The organism is Corynebacterium sp. HMSC074C04, assembly GCF_001838295.1.
Lineage (GTDB): Bacteria > Actinomycetota > Actinomycetes > Mycobacteriales > Mycobacteriaceae > Corynebacterium > Corynebacterium amycolatum.
On sequence record NZ_KV836270.1, the window covers coordinates 308,025 to 321,948 of the forward strand.

Genomic DNA, 13,924 nt, shown 5'->3' on the forward strand with positions numbered 1-13,924 from the left:
CACAAAGCGAAGGACTCCTGGGCCGCGGTCCCTGCGGCCGAGCGGGCGCTGATCCTCCACCGCATCGCAGACCGCCTGGAGGAAAACCTTGAGAAGATTGCAGTCGCCGAGACCTGGGAGAACGGTAAGGCCATCCGCGAGACTCTCGCCGCTGACATCCCCCTCGCCATCGACCACTTCCGCTACTTCGCCGGCGCCACCCGCACGCAGGAAGGGCGCATCTCGCAAATCGACGACAACACGGTCGCCTACCACTTCCACGAGCCACTCGGCGTCGTCGGCCAGATCATCCCGTGGAACTTCCCCCTCCTGATGGCCGCGTGGAAAATCGCCCCGGCCCTGGCCGCCGGCAACTGCATCGTACTCAAGCCCGCAGAGCAGACCCCCGCGTCGATTCTCATGCTCACTGAGATCATCGCCGATCTGATTCCTGACGGCGTCCTCAACATTGTCAATGGCCTCGGCACCGAGGCTGGTGCTGCGCTGACTGCAAGCGACCGGATTTCCAAGATTGCGTTCACCGGATCGACTGCCGTGGGCCAGCTGATTAACAAGGCAGTGTCCGACAAGATTATTCCGATCACGCTGGAGCTCGGCGGCAAGTCCCCGTCCATATTCTTCCCCGATGTCATGGACGCCGACGACGCGTTCCGCGAAAAGTGCGTCGAGGGCCTGGCCATGTTCGCGTTGAACCAGGGCGAGGTCTGCACCTGCCCGTCGCGAGCCCTGGTTCACGAAGACATCGCTGATGAGTTCCTGAAGCTCGCGGTCGAGCGCGTCAAGCAGATTAAGACCGGCAACCCGCTAGATACGTCGGTGCAGATGGGCGCCCAGGCCTCCCAGGAGCAGCTGGACAAGATCTCCGGCTACTTGGAATCCGGACCGAAGGAGGGCGCCGAGGTCCTCACCGGTGGCAACGTCGCCAAGCCCGAAGGACTGGAGGGAGGATTCTACGTCGAGCCGACAATCTTTAAGGGCGACAACTCGATGCGCTTCTTCCGCGAGGAGATCTTCGGCCCGGTCCTGGCCGTAACAACCTTCAAGACCCTGGAAGAGGCTCTCGAAATTGCCAACGACACCATCTATGGCCTTGGCGCTGGCGTGTGGAGCCGCAACCAGAACAACGCCTACCGCGCTGCCCGCGGTATCCAGGCCGGTCGCGTATGGGTGAATAATTACCACAGCTACCCTGCTCACGCAGCCTTCGGCGGTTACAAGCAGTCCGGTATCGGCCGCGAGAATCACTTGATGATGCTCGAGCACTACCAGGAGACCAAGTGCATGCTCGTCTCTTACGACGAGAACCCGACTGGCCTGTTCTAAAAATCCGCTCCCTCTGAGCTGGGCAATCTTTCGATTCCGATTCACGTCCGATAAAGGTGTCGACAATTGCCTTGCCCGCCCCCAAAAAACGCCCTCCGCGCCTAGCCGGTTTCGATAGTCGGCCTTAACCTGACGCACCAGGCGCTGGCGACTCCAAATTTAGAGGCCTAGCTCACGGCCGCCAGCTAGGCCTCTCTTTCTTTCTTCACTTGCCGGTACCACCTACGCATCCGATTAATCGCGGCGCTGGCGGCCCATCCGCCGAGAAAAAGTAGCGGGATGTAGAAGAACACGACATAGGCGACGACCAGGCCGTCCTGACCATCGGGCGACGTGGTGAGAAATAGGAATACCAGATCGCCAAGCGCGGCAATTCCTGCGCCGGTAGCTGCTGGGACAATGCTCCGCGCGCTGGTCATCCCCCGGGCCGACGAACCATCACCGGCAAAAACAGCTATTGCTCCGACCAGCACTACTGAGACCAGCATGGACACGATCCACGACGCAATTCCTTCGTCGTAGGCGAGATTGGGCTCCGGCAAGATTAGCCCACTCAAAACACTCCACGCGACCGCGGCGAAAAAGGACGCCAGCAAGGGGCGGGTTATATTGTCGAGCCTCATGCGTCCCAGGTTACGTGAGGAGACCTGCAGCGTGACTGAGTCTCTCTCCCCCTCCAACGGAGAATCGAGTTACGCTCACAGGCGCAAAACCCTCCGAGCATAGAGTGGGCTAAGTAGAAAAACCGACAACCCGGAAACTTGCGGGCTGCAAATGTGAAACTGTGCGAGCTTATGACACTTTCAGGCAATTTTCCGGGCCATTTTTGACATAACCACAGTCAGTAACTCGGATCGGCCCAACGCCACCGGTCATAAACGTGGCCAGTAACTCGCATTGGGACTAAACGGAAAAAGGTGCCCACCGGCGAAACGCCGACCAGACACACTTTTTGCTACTTAACCCATATTTCGGTCCACGAAGATACCTACGCGCTGGAGAAGCTGGCCGAGGTCAAGTCAGCGCGCAACCTCACCATGATTCTGACTCCTGGTAACCACGATCAGATTCACCCCAAGTTCCAGCCTGCGGTGCAGATGGAATGGATGGGCGCCTTCCAGAATGTCTTTGACCTCATCAGCCTGAATCTCCAGATTAAACAGGGCAAGAAGGCCTATCTCTTCAACCACTACCCCACGCTGATGGATCGGACCGCGTCCAAGAATGCCGTCCGCTGGGCTCCGCACGCTAATCGTTGGACCGGCATCGTTCACGGTCACACGCATTCGTCCGTGACGCTCATGCCCGGCCACGTCAACGTCGCGCCCGAAGCCCACGACCTGCAGATTATCCACAGTTCGACACTCTGGGACCTCCTGGATCAGGTCTAACCTTTAGCTTTACGACGGTCCCCGCGCCCCAGCCCAACCGCGCCACCTGCGGCTTCGGCTGGGGAACTCATAGCGCCCACGTCTCTAAGTACTCAGGTACTGGCTAGCTCGGGCAGCTTTGTGCCCCCCCCCCAAAAAAAATAGTGCTCCATCGCCTCCTATGCGCCTGTCCACTTATGGCTTAACTGTCCGCCTATGGCCCAAAAGTGACCTGTGGCGCAAATGTGTACATATGGTCGCGTACACAGAGCCAAACGTTACTGTCGAGCCATACGTCATCTTCGAGCCATACGTGGCGTGCTGCCGCGATGCCGTGATGGCTCCTCTTCACTTGTCATTGCGCTATTGGGATTCTAGAACCCCCGCATAAATGGCGAGTAAGTGGCAACCTTTCGGCTCCAGCGCTCTGGCCCAAGACTCCAGCGACTTGTGGCCAAGGTATTCACCTATCGATGCGCTGGAGCGTGGCCATAAGTGAATACCTCATCGACATGTGAGAGACCCGGCCAATACCGTGCGCATAAGTGCCGAAAAACCATCGACAAGACCCCGAAACTTGGCCATAAGTGGCGGAATAGAAAATAGACCGCTCACTCCCACGGCCCAACCCCTCAATAACCAGCCGGGGCGCGTCGGGGAAAGACACGAATTTTGTCCTTTGGCCCGAATATTTAATGATTGTTTTAGTGGATTAACACTGCGAATAAAAAACCAGGCCAGAGAAAAACTCTCTGACCTGGCCTAATTGCTCCTCCAGCTGGACTCGAACCAGCAACCCTTCGATGCTAAACGTCCCTATTTTCAGTTATGTTTAACATCAATCATCGTCAAAACTGCAGGTAGAACGTTCAACTACTTTTAGCCAGCGTCTTAAAAATCATTGATTTTGATTATTTTCTGTCTGTTTTTTGTCTCCGTAATCCAGCGTTACACCTCATCAAGGACGCAAGACACCGCCACGAATATCACTTCGAGCCACCCAGATAATCATCAACAACCTCTGGAGCACCTAGGTAATACTGCTGGGTTACCTGGTTAGTTGAGTGACCAAGATGCAACTGTGCCGCGTCGACGCCATGCCGGTCACGGATGTACGAGCCAATAGTCGAACGGAAATTCTTTGGCACAATGTCACGCTTCAGTTCCTCACGTAAGCGCACTGTGGCATCACGCAGATCACGGTTGAGATTATTGGCCGTCCGATAAGTTCCACTCCGAGACGGAAACAATGGCTCTCCCCAAAACTGCACCAGCTCATGATCCAACTGCTCCTGAATCGCATCGGCAGCATCTTGAGTGATGCTGATAACCCTATGCGAAAAACGGCTAGTCTCATTCTTCAAAACTTTGGTTCGACTGCCGTCTGACGTTGATTGTCCACACACCGTTATTCTGCGATTCTTCGGATCAACATCCTGGATACGTAGACCTAGCGCTTCAGATGTTCGCAGTCCAGAACCGGCGATAATCCGAATGACCTTATCCGCCCCGCCACCGCGCCCTCTCCTGCCAGCTGGTTTCTTGGCATCTTTCGGCTGGTCAACATTGAAGCCAGCACACCACCGCTTCACAGCAGCGATATAGGCCTTCTGTTCATCCCCTGTGAGAACTTCAACTTCCGTGACCTCACCTTTCGGCAGGACGATAGCCCGCCACGGAGTTATTTCCAGGACGCCAATTCGCACCGCGTAGTCCAGCGCGCTCGATAGCACCGCCCGGCAGGTCGGAGCGATGCCTGGCGCCTTCTCGTTAATGAACACCTGCAGAACCTGGGGGTTGAGCTCATTCAGCCGGAGCTCGCCAATGGCCGGAATGATGTGGTTATCCATGGTGGTCGCGTAGATTCGTTTCGACCGTTCGGAAACATCGTGCTGTTCCAACCATGTTGTAAGGAGGTCTTTCAGCTTTGATTCCGGCCGGAGTGTTCCCGCCGTGAATGTTCCCAGCCGCTCCTTGCATCGTTCTTCCAGGAGGTTGCTGACCTTACCTTTGCCGGTTGACGTTGCGCGAACGGTTACTGTCCGTCCGCTGTGAAGGCGTAGCCGAGTGAAGGCTTTCCACTTGCCAGGTGATTCTTGCCAGATGTCGACCTTGCCGTGTGTGCCAGGTGGGGTAGCTGGTCTACCTCTCCCCATGAGTGTTATCTCCCCTAGAGATTAAAGTTAGTAAGAACCGGTTCTTGTGGTTCCTAGAGGTCACGATAGGTTTTTGTACGGTTCATATGAACCAAGGAACCAGCGGAACCGTTGCTGTCGACGCTGACGCCCATGGCCTAATTCGAGCCGCCGCCCATGAGTTTTAGAGCTTCAGCCGAAAAAGAGTGCCAGGAATAATGCACAAAGACAGCGTTATTGTCCGTATAGAGGTCCATTGCCGCTTCCTCGATTGGCTGAACGGTTTCCAGCAGATCTAGCACCCGCTCAACATGGTTATTAGGCAGAGAAATTCTTCCATTCGGAAGCTTGAGCCCGGTCATCCCCGCTGGAGGGGCTTCTGCGATTAGGTGATTCGCTTCTGCAAAAGCGACTACAGCTTCTTCAAGATCATGCACAGCCTCCGCCAGCTGCGGGATGGTTGAACTTAGCGTATGAAGATTCTCCTCAAGGTGCTGCTCGGTTTCTTTTAGGCGCGCAGCTGCTTGGACTATCGGGTGTTGTCCGGTCATATCGACGAGCATTAGGTTACTCACCTCGACGTCAAACACCTGGCTTAGGGCAAAAAGCTCCGATGCCCTTATTGGCCGTTTTGCATCTTCCGCGCGTCTGATTGCCGTTTCGGAAAATTCTGCACCGTGAATAGCCGCCCTTTCTGCTAGTTCTTTTCGACTCATTCCACGCGATTCGCGCAGATAGAGAAGGTTTCTAGCAAGAGTCCTATCAACCGAGTTTGAAGACATGTGACAAACACCACACCCTAGTTTGTCAATATTGACTTGTCACTTCTAGCGTCATCATGTCAATATTGACTTGTTAGCAATGAACACCACTGTTCGTTTGTTTCTGTTAATTGCTAACAAGACTACCACCTAGGAGAGCCAAGTTATGACCTCTACAGTCACAGTTCCTACCGCCGCCGCGTTACTCGGCATGTCGCAGTCAAGTGTCTACCGCGCAATCCGAGACGGAAACTTCCCAACACCAGCGCATCAGATTGGCGGCCGCTACATCATCCCCGCCCGCCCACTCCTGGACTTCCTCGGACTGGACGAACTACCGGCCGACGCCGCATAAACAGGAGAAAACCGATGCCACTAACATACGAAGGACTTGCCAAGGACATTGCGGACGCAACCGGCGCCGCACTAGAACCAGTCCGCCACCTCACCCACCTGGCAATCAGCCGCAAAGACTCCGAAGTCGACGGCCAGCCAATCAACCCCACCAACATCAGCCGGGATGACTACTACAACATCCGTAGTTCCCTGGTCGACGTCATAGACCTGCGAATGATTAACGGGGAAATTCCCGACAAGGACAGTGCCCCGCAGCCCGACAGCATCCTGTCGACCGTCAACACGTCTTCACACCGAATTACCGGAACACACTCGGTTAAGCACTCGAAGCCGCTTGTGGTCGAAACCGGCTCAAACCGGACATTGCAGGAACTCGTCGACGGAACCGTGAATTTCTGGAATCACGCCAATGGATCACGTCGTGACTTCACGGTCGAAAGTGTGGACACCGACCCGACTGGAGAGGTTCGGGTGATTATCCAGGGAACCGTTTCCGAGATAACTCCCTACGGTTCCGAACCTCTGGAAACAACCTTGACCTTGATCGCCACACCACGTTTTCCCAAGGCAGCTTAAGGAGAAGCCATGTCACATCAGCCCGATTTACAGGAACTTGCACAGTTTCAGCGTGATTGTGGATACACCCTTGGACTTGCGGTTCTGAAGGCCGCCGAAGCTGGTCTAAACCCCAACTCTGACGAAAAGGTGGCCGGAGCCCTTCTTGATTTCCGTGTCGCCTATGCCGAATTCCTAGCTGCAGCCGAGCAGCGCGACAACTAAGGAGCCAACACAATGAAGAAGCTTGTGGACATTTCCCTGACCCATCAGTTCTCGCACTTCACCGAGTACGACTTCGCCGTTTACCGATACGAGGTAAACATCGAGGGGCAAGCCTGCGGGTTCACTGACCGCGCCATGGCTGAAGACTTTGTTCATTTCATGCGCTGCAAGAACCTCACGGCTGAAGAGTTCGCCAAAAAGGACATTGCAGAGTGGCTAAATGACTACAACACCACCCTTCCAAAGGCGCCGCTCTCACGTGACGATATCCAGGCACTGAAGGAGGTTGCCGAAGCCATGACAAGTTTTGGGGCAAGCACCTACGCGTACCCGGAACATTGGGACGTGGTTAACGCTTCTAGCTTCAATCAGGACTATCCGCTGCGTAGCCGAGTTCTTAGCGCAATTAGCGCTGTAGATCCAGTGTGGGAGGATCTGGAGTTTTTCATTCAGCAGGCCGAAGCCGCCTTGGAAGGGTAGGCATAAGAAAAGCGCCCTACAGTACCGGATCTGCAAGGCGCCGTTCTCATTCCGAAGCCAGGACGCATCAGAACTAGGAGTCTTAACCGATGCAAAACCAGAATACCACAAAATTCGAACACAATTCCGAGCAACGCGCGGATGTTAAATCGAAAAGGCCACGCCGCCGAGCTGCTCACAGCATCGTCCGCCGGACCGAGGCAGGCGACCACGCCGCATGTGGCCACTTCATTGCCCGCCAGTGGGTAACTCCCGTGAAGGTTGATAGCAACGGCGTACCGCTGTCCGTCGAGTACTACCCTTGCCCAGCTTGCCGGGACATGAAGCAACTCGAAAAAGAGATGAAAGGCCACTGGCCGAAGTTCCTCATTCCGGCAGATATGGCGCTCGACATGGCCGACCGTTGGGAGGTCAAAAAGTGACCTCCATTATTTGCGACCAGCTGCTCGAGCAGGCCGACAAGGAACTCGTCTTCGACATGACAGACCTCCTGGAGCGCCTAGATTGCAGCGATTTTCCACACCACCGCCCTACCCCAATAGCGGCCTAAAACGCAGGTGTGACAAAAGTCCGTGACGAAACATCACGGCATCCCGGAACGGTTCATTGACGGAGTTCGATTCTCCGACCGGGAGCGGAAACCCCACAAGGAGTTTTCCAACTATGGCTGGCTGAACAATTTAATACCCGAGCTCGCTTGGAGAAAGCAAGGAAACAGTGTGACGCAATTGGAGATTTTCGATACTAGGAGGATTGCGTTTTGTCACAGCAATACGCAGATGCCGCGACGTGGGCTAGTTGGGGATTTGAAGTATTTCCCCTCAAAGGAAAAGCACCACTAACCCGCCACGGACACAAGGACGCCACCGCCGACCAATCACAGATTGAATCATGGTGGACACGCTGGCCAAGCGCCAACATTGGAGCCCGACCCGCCGCAAACGTTGTCGTGCTCGACATCGACCCCCGCCACGGTGGTGATACAACATGGCGCAACCTCAACCGAGGTAAGAGCCTGCCGAAGACTTTTATCACACGCACCGGATCGGGTGGCCTGCACGTGTGGTTCCAACTGCCACATAAGTCCGCCGTGAACAAAACCGCCGGAGAAGGCATCGACATAAAAACCAGGAGGGGCTACCTGGTTATGCCAGGCAGTATCCACCCGAAAACTGGCCGCGAATACGTGGTGCAAGAGTTCCAACTTCCAGAGAATCTTCCGGTACTGCCGGCGCATCTACACCGCGCAGTTTTCCGGCCACCGGCACGACCGGCACGCATACCAACACCATTAATCGACAAGGAAGGACGAGCAGCTGAACTAATCCAGGACGTAGCAAACGCCGCGCCAGGAACCCGCAATGATGCACTGAACAGATCCGCATTTATTGCATTCCGGCGCGGTTTGAACATTGACGAAGAATTAGCTTCGGCCGCCGCGTGCGCTGGCCTGCCGGAGCCGGAGATCATGCGGACGATTAATAGCGCCCGCCGAGCTGCCGGGGAGGTCGCAGCATGACCAACACTTTCAACTCCATGAATGTTGTGGAACGAATCAAGGAAGGACTGCTCGAAGAGCCGGAGAACTGGAATGTCTACCCGGAACCAACGCAGCCTATGAGCGTGGCACGAAGCCTTATCTTTGATTGCTTCACGGCACCAGGAGAACAGCCGCTTCTTGTGTACTGGCGTGGCGCATTCTGGCGCTACACCGGCACCTGCTGGCAGGAGTACACCAACAAACTAGGAGTCCGCCGACCGGTCTATGAACGACTGGAGCAGTGCATCTACATCAACGGCAAGGGACTACCGGCTCACTGGTCACCAAACCGCGCGAAGGTCACAGATGTTCTCGAACCGCTGGCAATTCTGACCGAGCGAGACGATACTGCTACCCCACCGTTCCGCATGGAAGGAACCAGGAACACTCCAGAAACCTCCATGATCGCTACGGAAAACGGGTTGCTGAATCTCGAGACCAAACAGCTCGAAGACCACGACCCGAGCCTGTTCACCACATGGTCACTGCCATTCGCCTACGACAAGAACGCAGAATGTCCCCGCTGGACGAAGTTCCTAAACGAAGTTCTTGGTCACGACCCTGCAGGCATCGAAGCACTTCAGCAGTACGCCGGTGTCCTGGTCACAGGTGACACGACGCGCCACAAGCTCCTTGCGCTCATCGGCGCTAAGCGCGGCGGCAAGGGCACGATCTCCTACATGCTCCAGCAGCTCGTCGGAACAGACAATGTTGCCACCACGACGCTGCGCGACCTGGCAAGCGATTTTGGGCTGTCCTCACTCATCGGCAAGTCCGTCACCGTGCTGGAGGACGCGCGCGGGAACGCGAAGGTTAACAGCATGGCCACCGAGCGACTCCTGAACCTAGTCGCAAACGACACTGTTTCGGTCAACCGGAAAAACCGGGACTACTGGACCGGCCGACTAAACACTCGTCTTGTGCTGGTCTCCAATGAGGTGCCACGTCTGCCGGACTCCAGTGGCGCCATTCAAACCAGGTTCCTGACTATCAAGATGATTCGCACCTTCAAGCCGGACGAGCAAGATCCGCATCTAAAGGACAAGCTCACGGCCGAGCTGCCGGGAATCTTCAACTGGGCTCTGGCCGGTTACGAGCAGCTTCAGAAACAGGGCACGTTCACCGAACCGGCAAGTGGCGCCGACTTTGAGACCACCTTCAGCGAGCTGTCGAACCCGCTGCAGGTGTTCGTCGACGAGGGCAATTGCTTTGAGGTCACCGGCAAGGCGTCCGACTTCATGGAGATGTCGAAGGTTCTGAAGCACTACCATACGTGGGCTGAAGCTGAAGGCCGCGCAAGCAAGAACCGTGAGTCCCTGGCGCAAGATCTCACCGCCGCCTACCCGGAAATTCAATACAAGAACACCAATCTGGATGAGAACGGGAATTACGACAAGGACGCTCCACGCCGCCGCTACCTCGTTGGGGTTAAACCTATCAATGATTTTCGGCAGTTCGTGAAGACGGCCGCCTAGAAACTGAAAAACAGTGCTTTTCGGGAACCGCGAACCATTTGTGAACCGGTACGGAACCGACCAAAAACCTTATGACCAGCGCGAACTACGGGAACCGGTTCCTGAGCACTTTAACTCGCCACAGATATTCACACGCTAAAGATAGGAATCTTCTAACAATGAGCCAATTCCGAGTCACCGCTCACCGCGTCAATGGCGAGCGTCTGCAGGTGCTCGTCAAGCCAGACCTTAAGCGCCCCGGCAACATTTTCATTCAGTTCCTGGGAGCCAAGACCGCCATATCAGTCCCCCCGGCCAATGCCGTGAAACTCACGAACGGGATCGCGGACATTCTCGAAGAGCGGGGAGATACCAACTGTGAATAAGTTCCCGTCCGCCAAACAGCTCCCCAAAAGACTCCTGCCTATCCGTGACGCATCACTAGCCGGAGCCGCATGCGCTGGATACTCACCATTGTTCGACAGCGACGTCAACGGCGAATCGAAGGAGCAGCGCGAAGCCCGCCACCACCAAGCCCGCTCAATCTGCCGTCAATGCCCTGTCCTCACAGAATGCACAACCACGGCAGGAACACTCCCCAAAGACCACCGGCAAGGAATCTGGGCAGGAATGTGGATTGACGAACCTACACGCCACAAGGGGACGGCAGCATGAAACTAACCAGTGGTGTCATTCTCTCTGACCCCGCCGAACTCAGAGCCGCCTACGAACTCCTGCAGCACGGCAAGCACACGATGCGCCGCAACGGATACCGACTAACCCCCACCCATGACCAGATCATCTCCGACATCGGAGCCCTGGCCTTAGCCGGACACACGGACGTCCGACCACAAGCACCTTTGCGACACTACCCACGAGTAGTCACAGACCCAATCAGCACCCGGCAAGCAGCCCAACTACTCGGAGTATCAACACGGCAAGCACGACGCCTAGCCAAGGATACCGGGGCTATCAAGCGAGCCGGGGTGTGGGTCTGGAGCAAGCAACAACTTCTCAACTACATGGAAAGGAAGCACTAATGCAGCCAATGGAGATAAGGCGATTCGTTACCGCCGCCCACAACGCCGGAGCCACCGACACCACCCTCGAGCCGCTAACCCGGCTCCTTGACCGCATCCAGGCACTGAAGAGCACCCTGGCCGAGACCTACAACCTCCCCACGGCCGCCACTGACCTTCTTACCTCTAACCGTGCCCTCGACCTCCAGACACTCACCAAAGAAGCTGAAGCCTACAACAAGCACCAAGGCGTCATCAGCTACATGGAAGACGGCCTGCGACAGACCGAGCAAGCCGTCTACCAGGTCGCAACCGAATGGAAGAACGACGGTGGCGTCGACCAAGCACTCGCTGACGTGCAAGCCCACTGGCACCACTACAACAACGTAGCGCAGCAGGTGGCCGACAAGTGGGGCACCGCCGACCCTGATCCTTCAACAGTCGCAGCAGTAGCAACACCAAAGGAGCTGAAGACTTACCAAGAGTTCGTCGAAGGCAAAGAACTGAAGAAGACGATTGACCTATTCCTAGGAGAGATCACACCAAAGCAAGGCATCTTCGGAATGGACTTCTTCACAGTGATTGGAACAATCAACAACGAAGACCAAGAACGACAAGACGGAAAAACGAACAAGCGAACGGACTTCTTTTGGCGTGAAGACGGAGAACTTGGAGACACACAGCACGCACGACGCACGCTGAACCAGATCCGAGCAGCCCGTGAAGCCCACAAGTTCATTGACGGCCTAGTCTTCAATCATGGCCGACTCAAGTACAAGCCCACCTACCTGATCGCCACCGCCCACAAGGACACCACCGACTTCGACCGAGACGGCCTACCCCTAGACAAGACCCACCTCGAGACCCACAACGGCCTACTAGACCGCCTAGGCATCCCCGCCGACTGGAATGTCCTGAAAACCCAAATCACCCGCGATATCACACGACCTTCAGAAAACCCTCCACTAATCCGAGTCGGCAACCTGAAGCCATTCACCATGTGGGAAATCAAGAAGCGACTCGAAGACAACTAAGCCCCCCCCTGAAGCCCCAGCACCACTAACCCGCTGGGGCACCACCACAAGACCCGCGCCAGGACAAACCAACCCAGCATGGAACAGCATCCACGGACAAACATCCGACAAAGCAGACCCTGGGAGCTATCCCCCACCCCACGGCCAGCCGAAGCCCCCCAAAGGCGTAGGCGCTAGGGCTGGGTACGAATTCCACGTTTCGGGTTGTTGTGGTGGTTTTGGGTGTTTGTGTGGTGTTGTGGTGGGTGTTTGGGGGTTGGTTGGGGTGTTTTGGTGGGTTGGGGAGTTTGTCTTGTCTGTGGTGACCGTTCTTTCTTTACCCTCTATTTCTGCTGGTCACACTATTAAGTCGTGACATTTTAGGGTAAGATTAGAGGCATGAAGGTGATATGCGAGCAGTGTGGACAGGAGTTTGATGCCACTAATCGCCGTGGCATCACGCCGAGGTTCTGCTCGGCTACCTGTAGGCAGCGAGCTCATCGAGCTAGGAAAGCTCGGCAACCATTGAGTGAGTTTCGCAGTGAGCGCCGCTGGGTTCGGGCTGAGGGCAAGCGACCAATCATGCCGTGTGGATCTCCCGCGTCTTCCACTAATCCCGGAACCTGGTCGACGTTTGCTGAAGTTCAGGCGTCAACGGCTGGAGACGGCTTTGGAGTCATGCTTGGTAGCGGTCTCGGATGTATCGACATTGACAATTGCTTCGACGGGGACGTCGTGGCGCCGTGGGCAAGCGATTACGTCAACGCTATGACGGAGCCGATTCTGTTCGTTGAACGGTCGGTTAGTGGCCGTGGTCTTCATGTCTTTTTCCGCCCCGTGGCCGAGTCTGCCGGTACTCGACGCGCTGGCATTGAGCGTTACACGCGCCAGAGATTTATCAGAACAACTTTTGACAGCTTCACAATGAAGGACAGGTGATTTCTTATGGGTGGCCGTGGTCGACCTCCTAAGCCAGCTCACTTACGAGCACGACGAAACAAAGACCCTTTTCCAACCCGCGTGATTGAAGCCAATCCAGTTCCCCAGCCCGCGTTACCGGACGCGATGCCAGGTGGTGAGCCGTGGCCGGAAATTACCCTGGAGTGGTGGCGCCGTTGGTCACGCGATCCATTAGCGGCAGGTTTCCGCGCGTCGGACTGGTCGGAACTTATGGACACCGCCGCGATTCACGGAGCGTTCTGGTCTGGTGAGATAAAGCTTGCTGGAGAACTTAGACTTCGCACTGCGAAGTTTGGTTCGACGGCTGAAGACCGTGCCCGTTTGCGTATCCAGTACGCTGCAGCTGACGAAGCGGACGAGAAGCGGGAACGTGCTCGGTATGGCGCAAGTGGCCGGTATGTGGGTTTACGTGCTGTAGATCCAGCTGACTAACTATTGGCCATTTTGGGCGATGCGCTAGAACGCCTTGTAAGCGATTAAGGGGTGTTAGGGTACGTGCTCCTGTCATTTAACCGCTTAGAATCGATTTGCGAACAGGGGTTTTGCGCAGGTCAACGAGGGTAAGCCCCACGAGTGCACGAAGTCCATCCGCTAGGAAAATTTCTCTCAACATCCTGTATTGGATAAAAGTAAAACCTCACTGCCGTGACGCGAGGGAGGTAAGCGTCACCGGTAGCCAGTGAGGTCTTTGCCCAATATTGTTCGGCTAGCAAGAACAACCTTTGAGACATC

Annotated in this window: 18 protein-coding genes; 15 read left to right on the forward strand and 3 right to left on the reverse strand. The window is 55.8% G+C overall.

Features of this window, described 5'->3' with window-relative positions:
• Window positions 1–1,323, forward strand: a 1,323-nt coding sequence (locus tag HMPREF3011_RS02585; RefSeq protein WP_070841110.1) for an aldehyde dehydrogenase family protein, incomplete at its 5' end; no start/stop codon positions are given.
• Window positions 1,324–1,508: 185 nt separating this feature from the next.
• On the opposite strand, the gene HMPREF3011_RS02590 is transcribed toward HMPREF3011_RS02585, so the two are convergent.
• Entirely contained in the window at window positions 1,509–1,946 is a 438-nt protein-coding gene (locus HMPREF3011_RS02590; RefSeq protein ID WP_038626008.1) for a hypothetical protein, read from the reverse strand.
• A gap of 294 nt (window positions 1,947–2,240) precedes the next feature.
• Here HMPREF3011_RS02590 and HMPREF3011_RS02595 point away from each other — a divergent pair, with 294 nt between their 5' ends.
• Complete coding sequence (locus HMPREF3011_RS02595; RefSeq protein WP_049181661.1) at window positions 2,241–2,714, forward strand: hypothetical protein; 474 nt, start codon at window positions 2,241–2,243, stop codon at window positions 2,712–2,714.
• 965 nt (window positions 2,715–3,679) lie between these two features.
• On the opposite strand, the gene HMPREF3011_RS02600 is transcribed toward HMPREF3011_RS02595, so the two are convergent.
• Together HMPREF3011_RS02600 and HMPREF3011_RS02605 are read right to left on the reverse strand one after the other, a co-directional pair.
• The gene (locus HMPREF3011_RS02600; RefSeq protein WP_083324580.1) at window positions 3,680–4,849 is read right to left on the reverse strand and encodes a tyrosine-type recombinase/integrase; all 1,170 of its coding nucleotides are present in this window, start codon (window positions 4,847–4,849) and stop codon (window positions 3,680–3,682) included.
• A gap of 137 nt (window positions 4,850–4,986) precedes the next feature.
• Entirely contained in the window at window positions 4,987–5,610 is a 624-nt protein-coding gene (locus tag HMPREF3011_RS02605) for a helix-turn-helix domain-containing protein (RefSeq protein WP_115598788.1), read from the reverse strand.
• A gap of 145 nt (window positions 5,611–5,755) precedes the next feature.
• On the opposite strand from HMPREF3011_RS02605, the gene HMPREF3011_RS10915 reads away from it, so the two are divergent.
• From HMPREF3011_RS10915 to HMPREF3011_RS02660, 13 genes are all read left to right on the forward strand, one after another.
• Window positions 5,756–5,944: a helix-turn-helix transcriptional regulator gene (locus HMPREF3011_RS10915; RefSeq protein WP_070827293.1), complete on the forward strand. Its 189-nt coding sequence runs from the start codon at window positions 5,756–5,758 to the stop codon at window positions 5,942–5,944.
• 14 nt (window positions 5,945–5,958) lie between these two features.
• On the forward strand, window positions 5,959–6,522 hold the full coding sequence (locus tag HMPREF3011_RS02610) for a hypothetical protein (protein WP_070827295.1): 564 nt from the start codon (window positions 5,959–5,961) through the stop codon (window positions 6,520–6,522).
• 9 nt (window positions 6,523–6,531) lie between these two features.
• Window positions 6,532–6,726 carry a hypothetical protein gene (locus HMPREF3011_RS02615; RefSeq protein ID WP_070827296.1) on the forward strand — a complete coding sequence of 65 codons (195 nt, stop codon included), beginning with the start codon at window positions 6,532–6,534 and terminating at the stop codon, window positions 6,724–6,726.
• A gap of 12 nt (window positions 6,727–6,738) precedes the next feature.
• Window positions 6,739–7,206, forward strand: coding sequence for a hypothetical protein (locus HMPREF3011_RS02620; protein ID WP_070827298.1), 468 nt, complete (start codon window positions 6,739–6,741; stop codon window positions 7,204–7,206).
• An 89-nt stretch (window positions 7,207–7,295) separates the two neighbouring features.
• A complete protein-coding gene (locus tag HMPREF3011_RS02625; RefSeq protein ID WP_070827300.1) occupies window positions 7,296–7,628 on the forward strand; it encodes a hypothetical protein in 333 nt (110 codons plus the stop codon).
• Window positions 7,625–7,756 (forward strand): hypothetical protein, encoded by a 132-nt coding sequence (locus HMPREF3011_RS11565; RefSeq protein WP_256380924.1) that lies wholly within the window; start codon window positions 7,625–7,627, stop codon window positions 7,754–7,756. The genes HMPREF3011_RS02625 and HMPREF3011_RS11565 overlap by 4 nt, the downstream gene beginning before the upstream one ends.
• 210 nt (window positions 7,757–7,966) lie before the next feature.
• The gene (locus tag HMPREF3011_RS02630) at window positions 7,967–8,725 is read left to right on the forward strand and encodes a bifunctional DNA primase/polymerase (protein WP_070841111.1); all 759 of its coding nucleotides are present in this window, start codon (window positions 7,967–7,969) and stop codon (window positions 8,723–8,725) included.
• The gene (locus HMPREF3011_RS02635) at window positions 8,722–10,221 is read left to right on the forward strand and encodes a DNA primase family protein (protein WP_070841112.1); all 1,500 of its coding nucleotides are present in this window, start codon (window positions 8,722–8,724) and stop codon (window positions 10,219–10,221) included. Before HMPREF3011_RS02630 ends, HMPREF3011_RS02635 begins: the two co-directional genes overlap by 4 nt.
• Window positions 10,222–10,379: 158 nt before the next feature.
• Window positions 10,380–10,586: a hypothetical protein gene (locus HMPREF3011_RS02640; protein WP_070827306.1), complete on the forward strand. Its 207-nt coding sequence runs from the start codon at window positions 10,380–10,382 to the stop codon at window positions 10,584–10,586.
• The gene (locus tag HMPREF3011_RS11635; protein WP_168168148.1) at window positions 10,579–10,875 is read left to right on the forward strand and encodes a WhiB family transcriptional regulator; all 297 of its coding nucleotides are present in this window, start codon (window positions 10,579–10,581) and stop codon (window positions 10,873–10,875) included. Before HMPREF3011_RS02640 ends, HMPREF3011_RS11635 begins: the two co-directional genes overlap by 8 nt.
• On the forward strand, window positions 10,872–11,240 hold the full coding sequence (locus tag HMPREF3011_RS02645) for a helix-turn-helix domain-containing protein (RefSeq protein ID WP_070827308.1): 369 nt from the start codon (window positions 10,872–10,874) through the stop codon (window positions 11,238–11,240). Before HMPREF3011_RS11635 ends, HMPREF3011_RS02645 begins: the two co-directional genes overlap by 4 nt.
• Window positions 11,240–12,253, forward strand: coding sequence for a hypothetical protein (locus HMPREF3011_RS02650; protein ID WP_070827310.1), 1,014 nt, complete (start codon window positions 11,240–11,242; stop codon window positions 12,251–12,253). The genes HMPREF3011_RS02645 and HMPREF3011_RS02650 overlap by 1 nt, the downstream gene beginning before the upstream one ends.
• Window positions 12,254–13,252: 999 nt before the next feature.
• The gene (locus tag HMPREF3011_RS02660) at window positions 13,253–13,624 is read left to right on the forward strand and encodes a phage terminase small subunit (protein WP_246821390.1); all 372 of its coding nucleotides are present in this window, start codon (window positions 13,253–13,255) and stop codon (window positions 13,622–13,624) included.
• Window positions 13,625–13,924: the final 300 nt, after the last annotated feature.

Bases quoted from the DNA above. Each gene is read 5' to 3' on its own strand.
- HMPREF3011_RS02590 (WP_038626008.1), bottom strand. From the start codon at position 1,946: ATGAGGCTCGACAATATAACCCGCCCCTTGCTGGCGTCCTTTTTCGCC.
- HMPREF3011_RS02600 (WP_083324580.1), bottom strand. From the start codon at position 4,849: ATGGGGAGAGGTAGACCAGCTACCCCACCTGGCACACACGGCAAGGTC.
- HMPREF3011_RS02605 (WP_115598788.1), bottom strand. From the start codon at position 5,610: ATGTCTTCAAACTCGGTTGATAGGACTCTTGCTAGAAACCTTCTCTAT.
- HMPREF3011_RS10915 (WP_070827293.1), top strand. From the start codon at position 5,756: ATGACCTCTACAGTCACAGTTCCTACCGCCGCCGCGTTACTCGGCATG.
- HMPREF3011_RS02610 (WP_070827295.1), top strand. From the start codon at position 5,959: ATGCCACTAACATACGAAGGACTTGCCAAGGACATTGCGGACGCAACC.
- HMPREF3011_RS02615 (WP_070827296.1), top strand. From the start codon at position 6,532: ATGTCACATCAGCCCGATTTACAGGAACTTGCACAGTTTCAGCGTGAT.
- HMPREF3011_RS02620 (WP_070827298.1), top strand. From the start codon at position 6,739: ATGAAGAAGCTTGTGGACATTTCCCTGACCCATCAGTTCTCGCACTTC.
- HMPREF3011_RS02625 (WP_070827300.1), top strand. From the start codon at position 7,296: ATGCAAAACCAGAATACCACAAAATTCGAACACAATTCCGAGCAACGC.
- HMPREF3011_RS02635 (WP_070841112.1), top strand. From the start codon at position 8,722: ATGACCAACACTTTCAACTCCATGAATGTTGTGGAACGAATCAAGGAA.
- HMPREF3011_RS02640 (WP_070827306.1), top strand. From the start codon at position 10,380: ATGAGCCAATTCCGAGTCACCGCTCACCGCGTCAATGGCGAGCGTCTG.
- HMPREF3011_RS02645 (WP_070827308.1), top strand. From the start codon at position 10,872: ATGAAACTAACCAGTGGTGTCATTCTCTCTGACCCCGCCGAACTCAGA.
- HMPREF3011_RS02650 (WP_070827310.1), top strand. From the start codon at position 11,240: ATGCAGCCAATGGAGATAAGGCGATTCGTTACCGCCGCCCACAACGCC.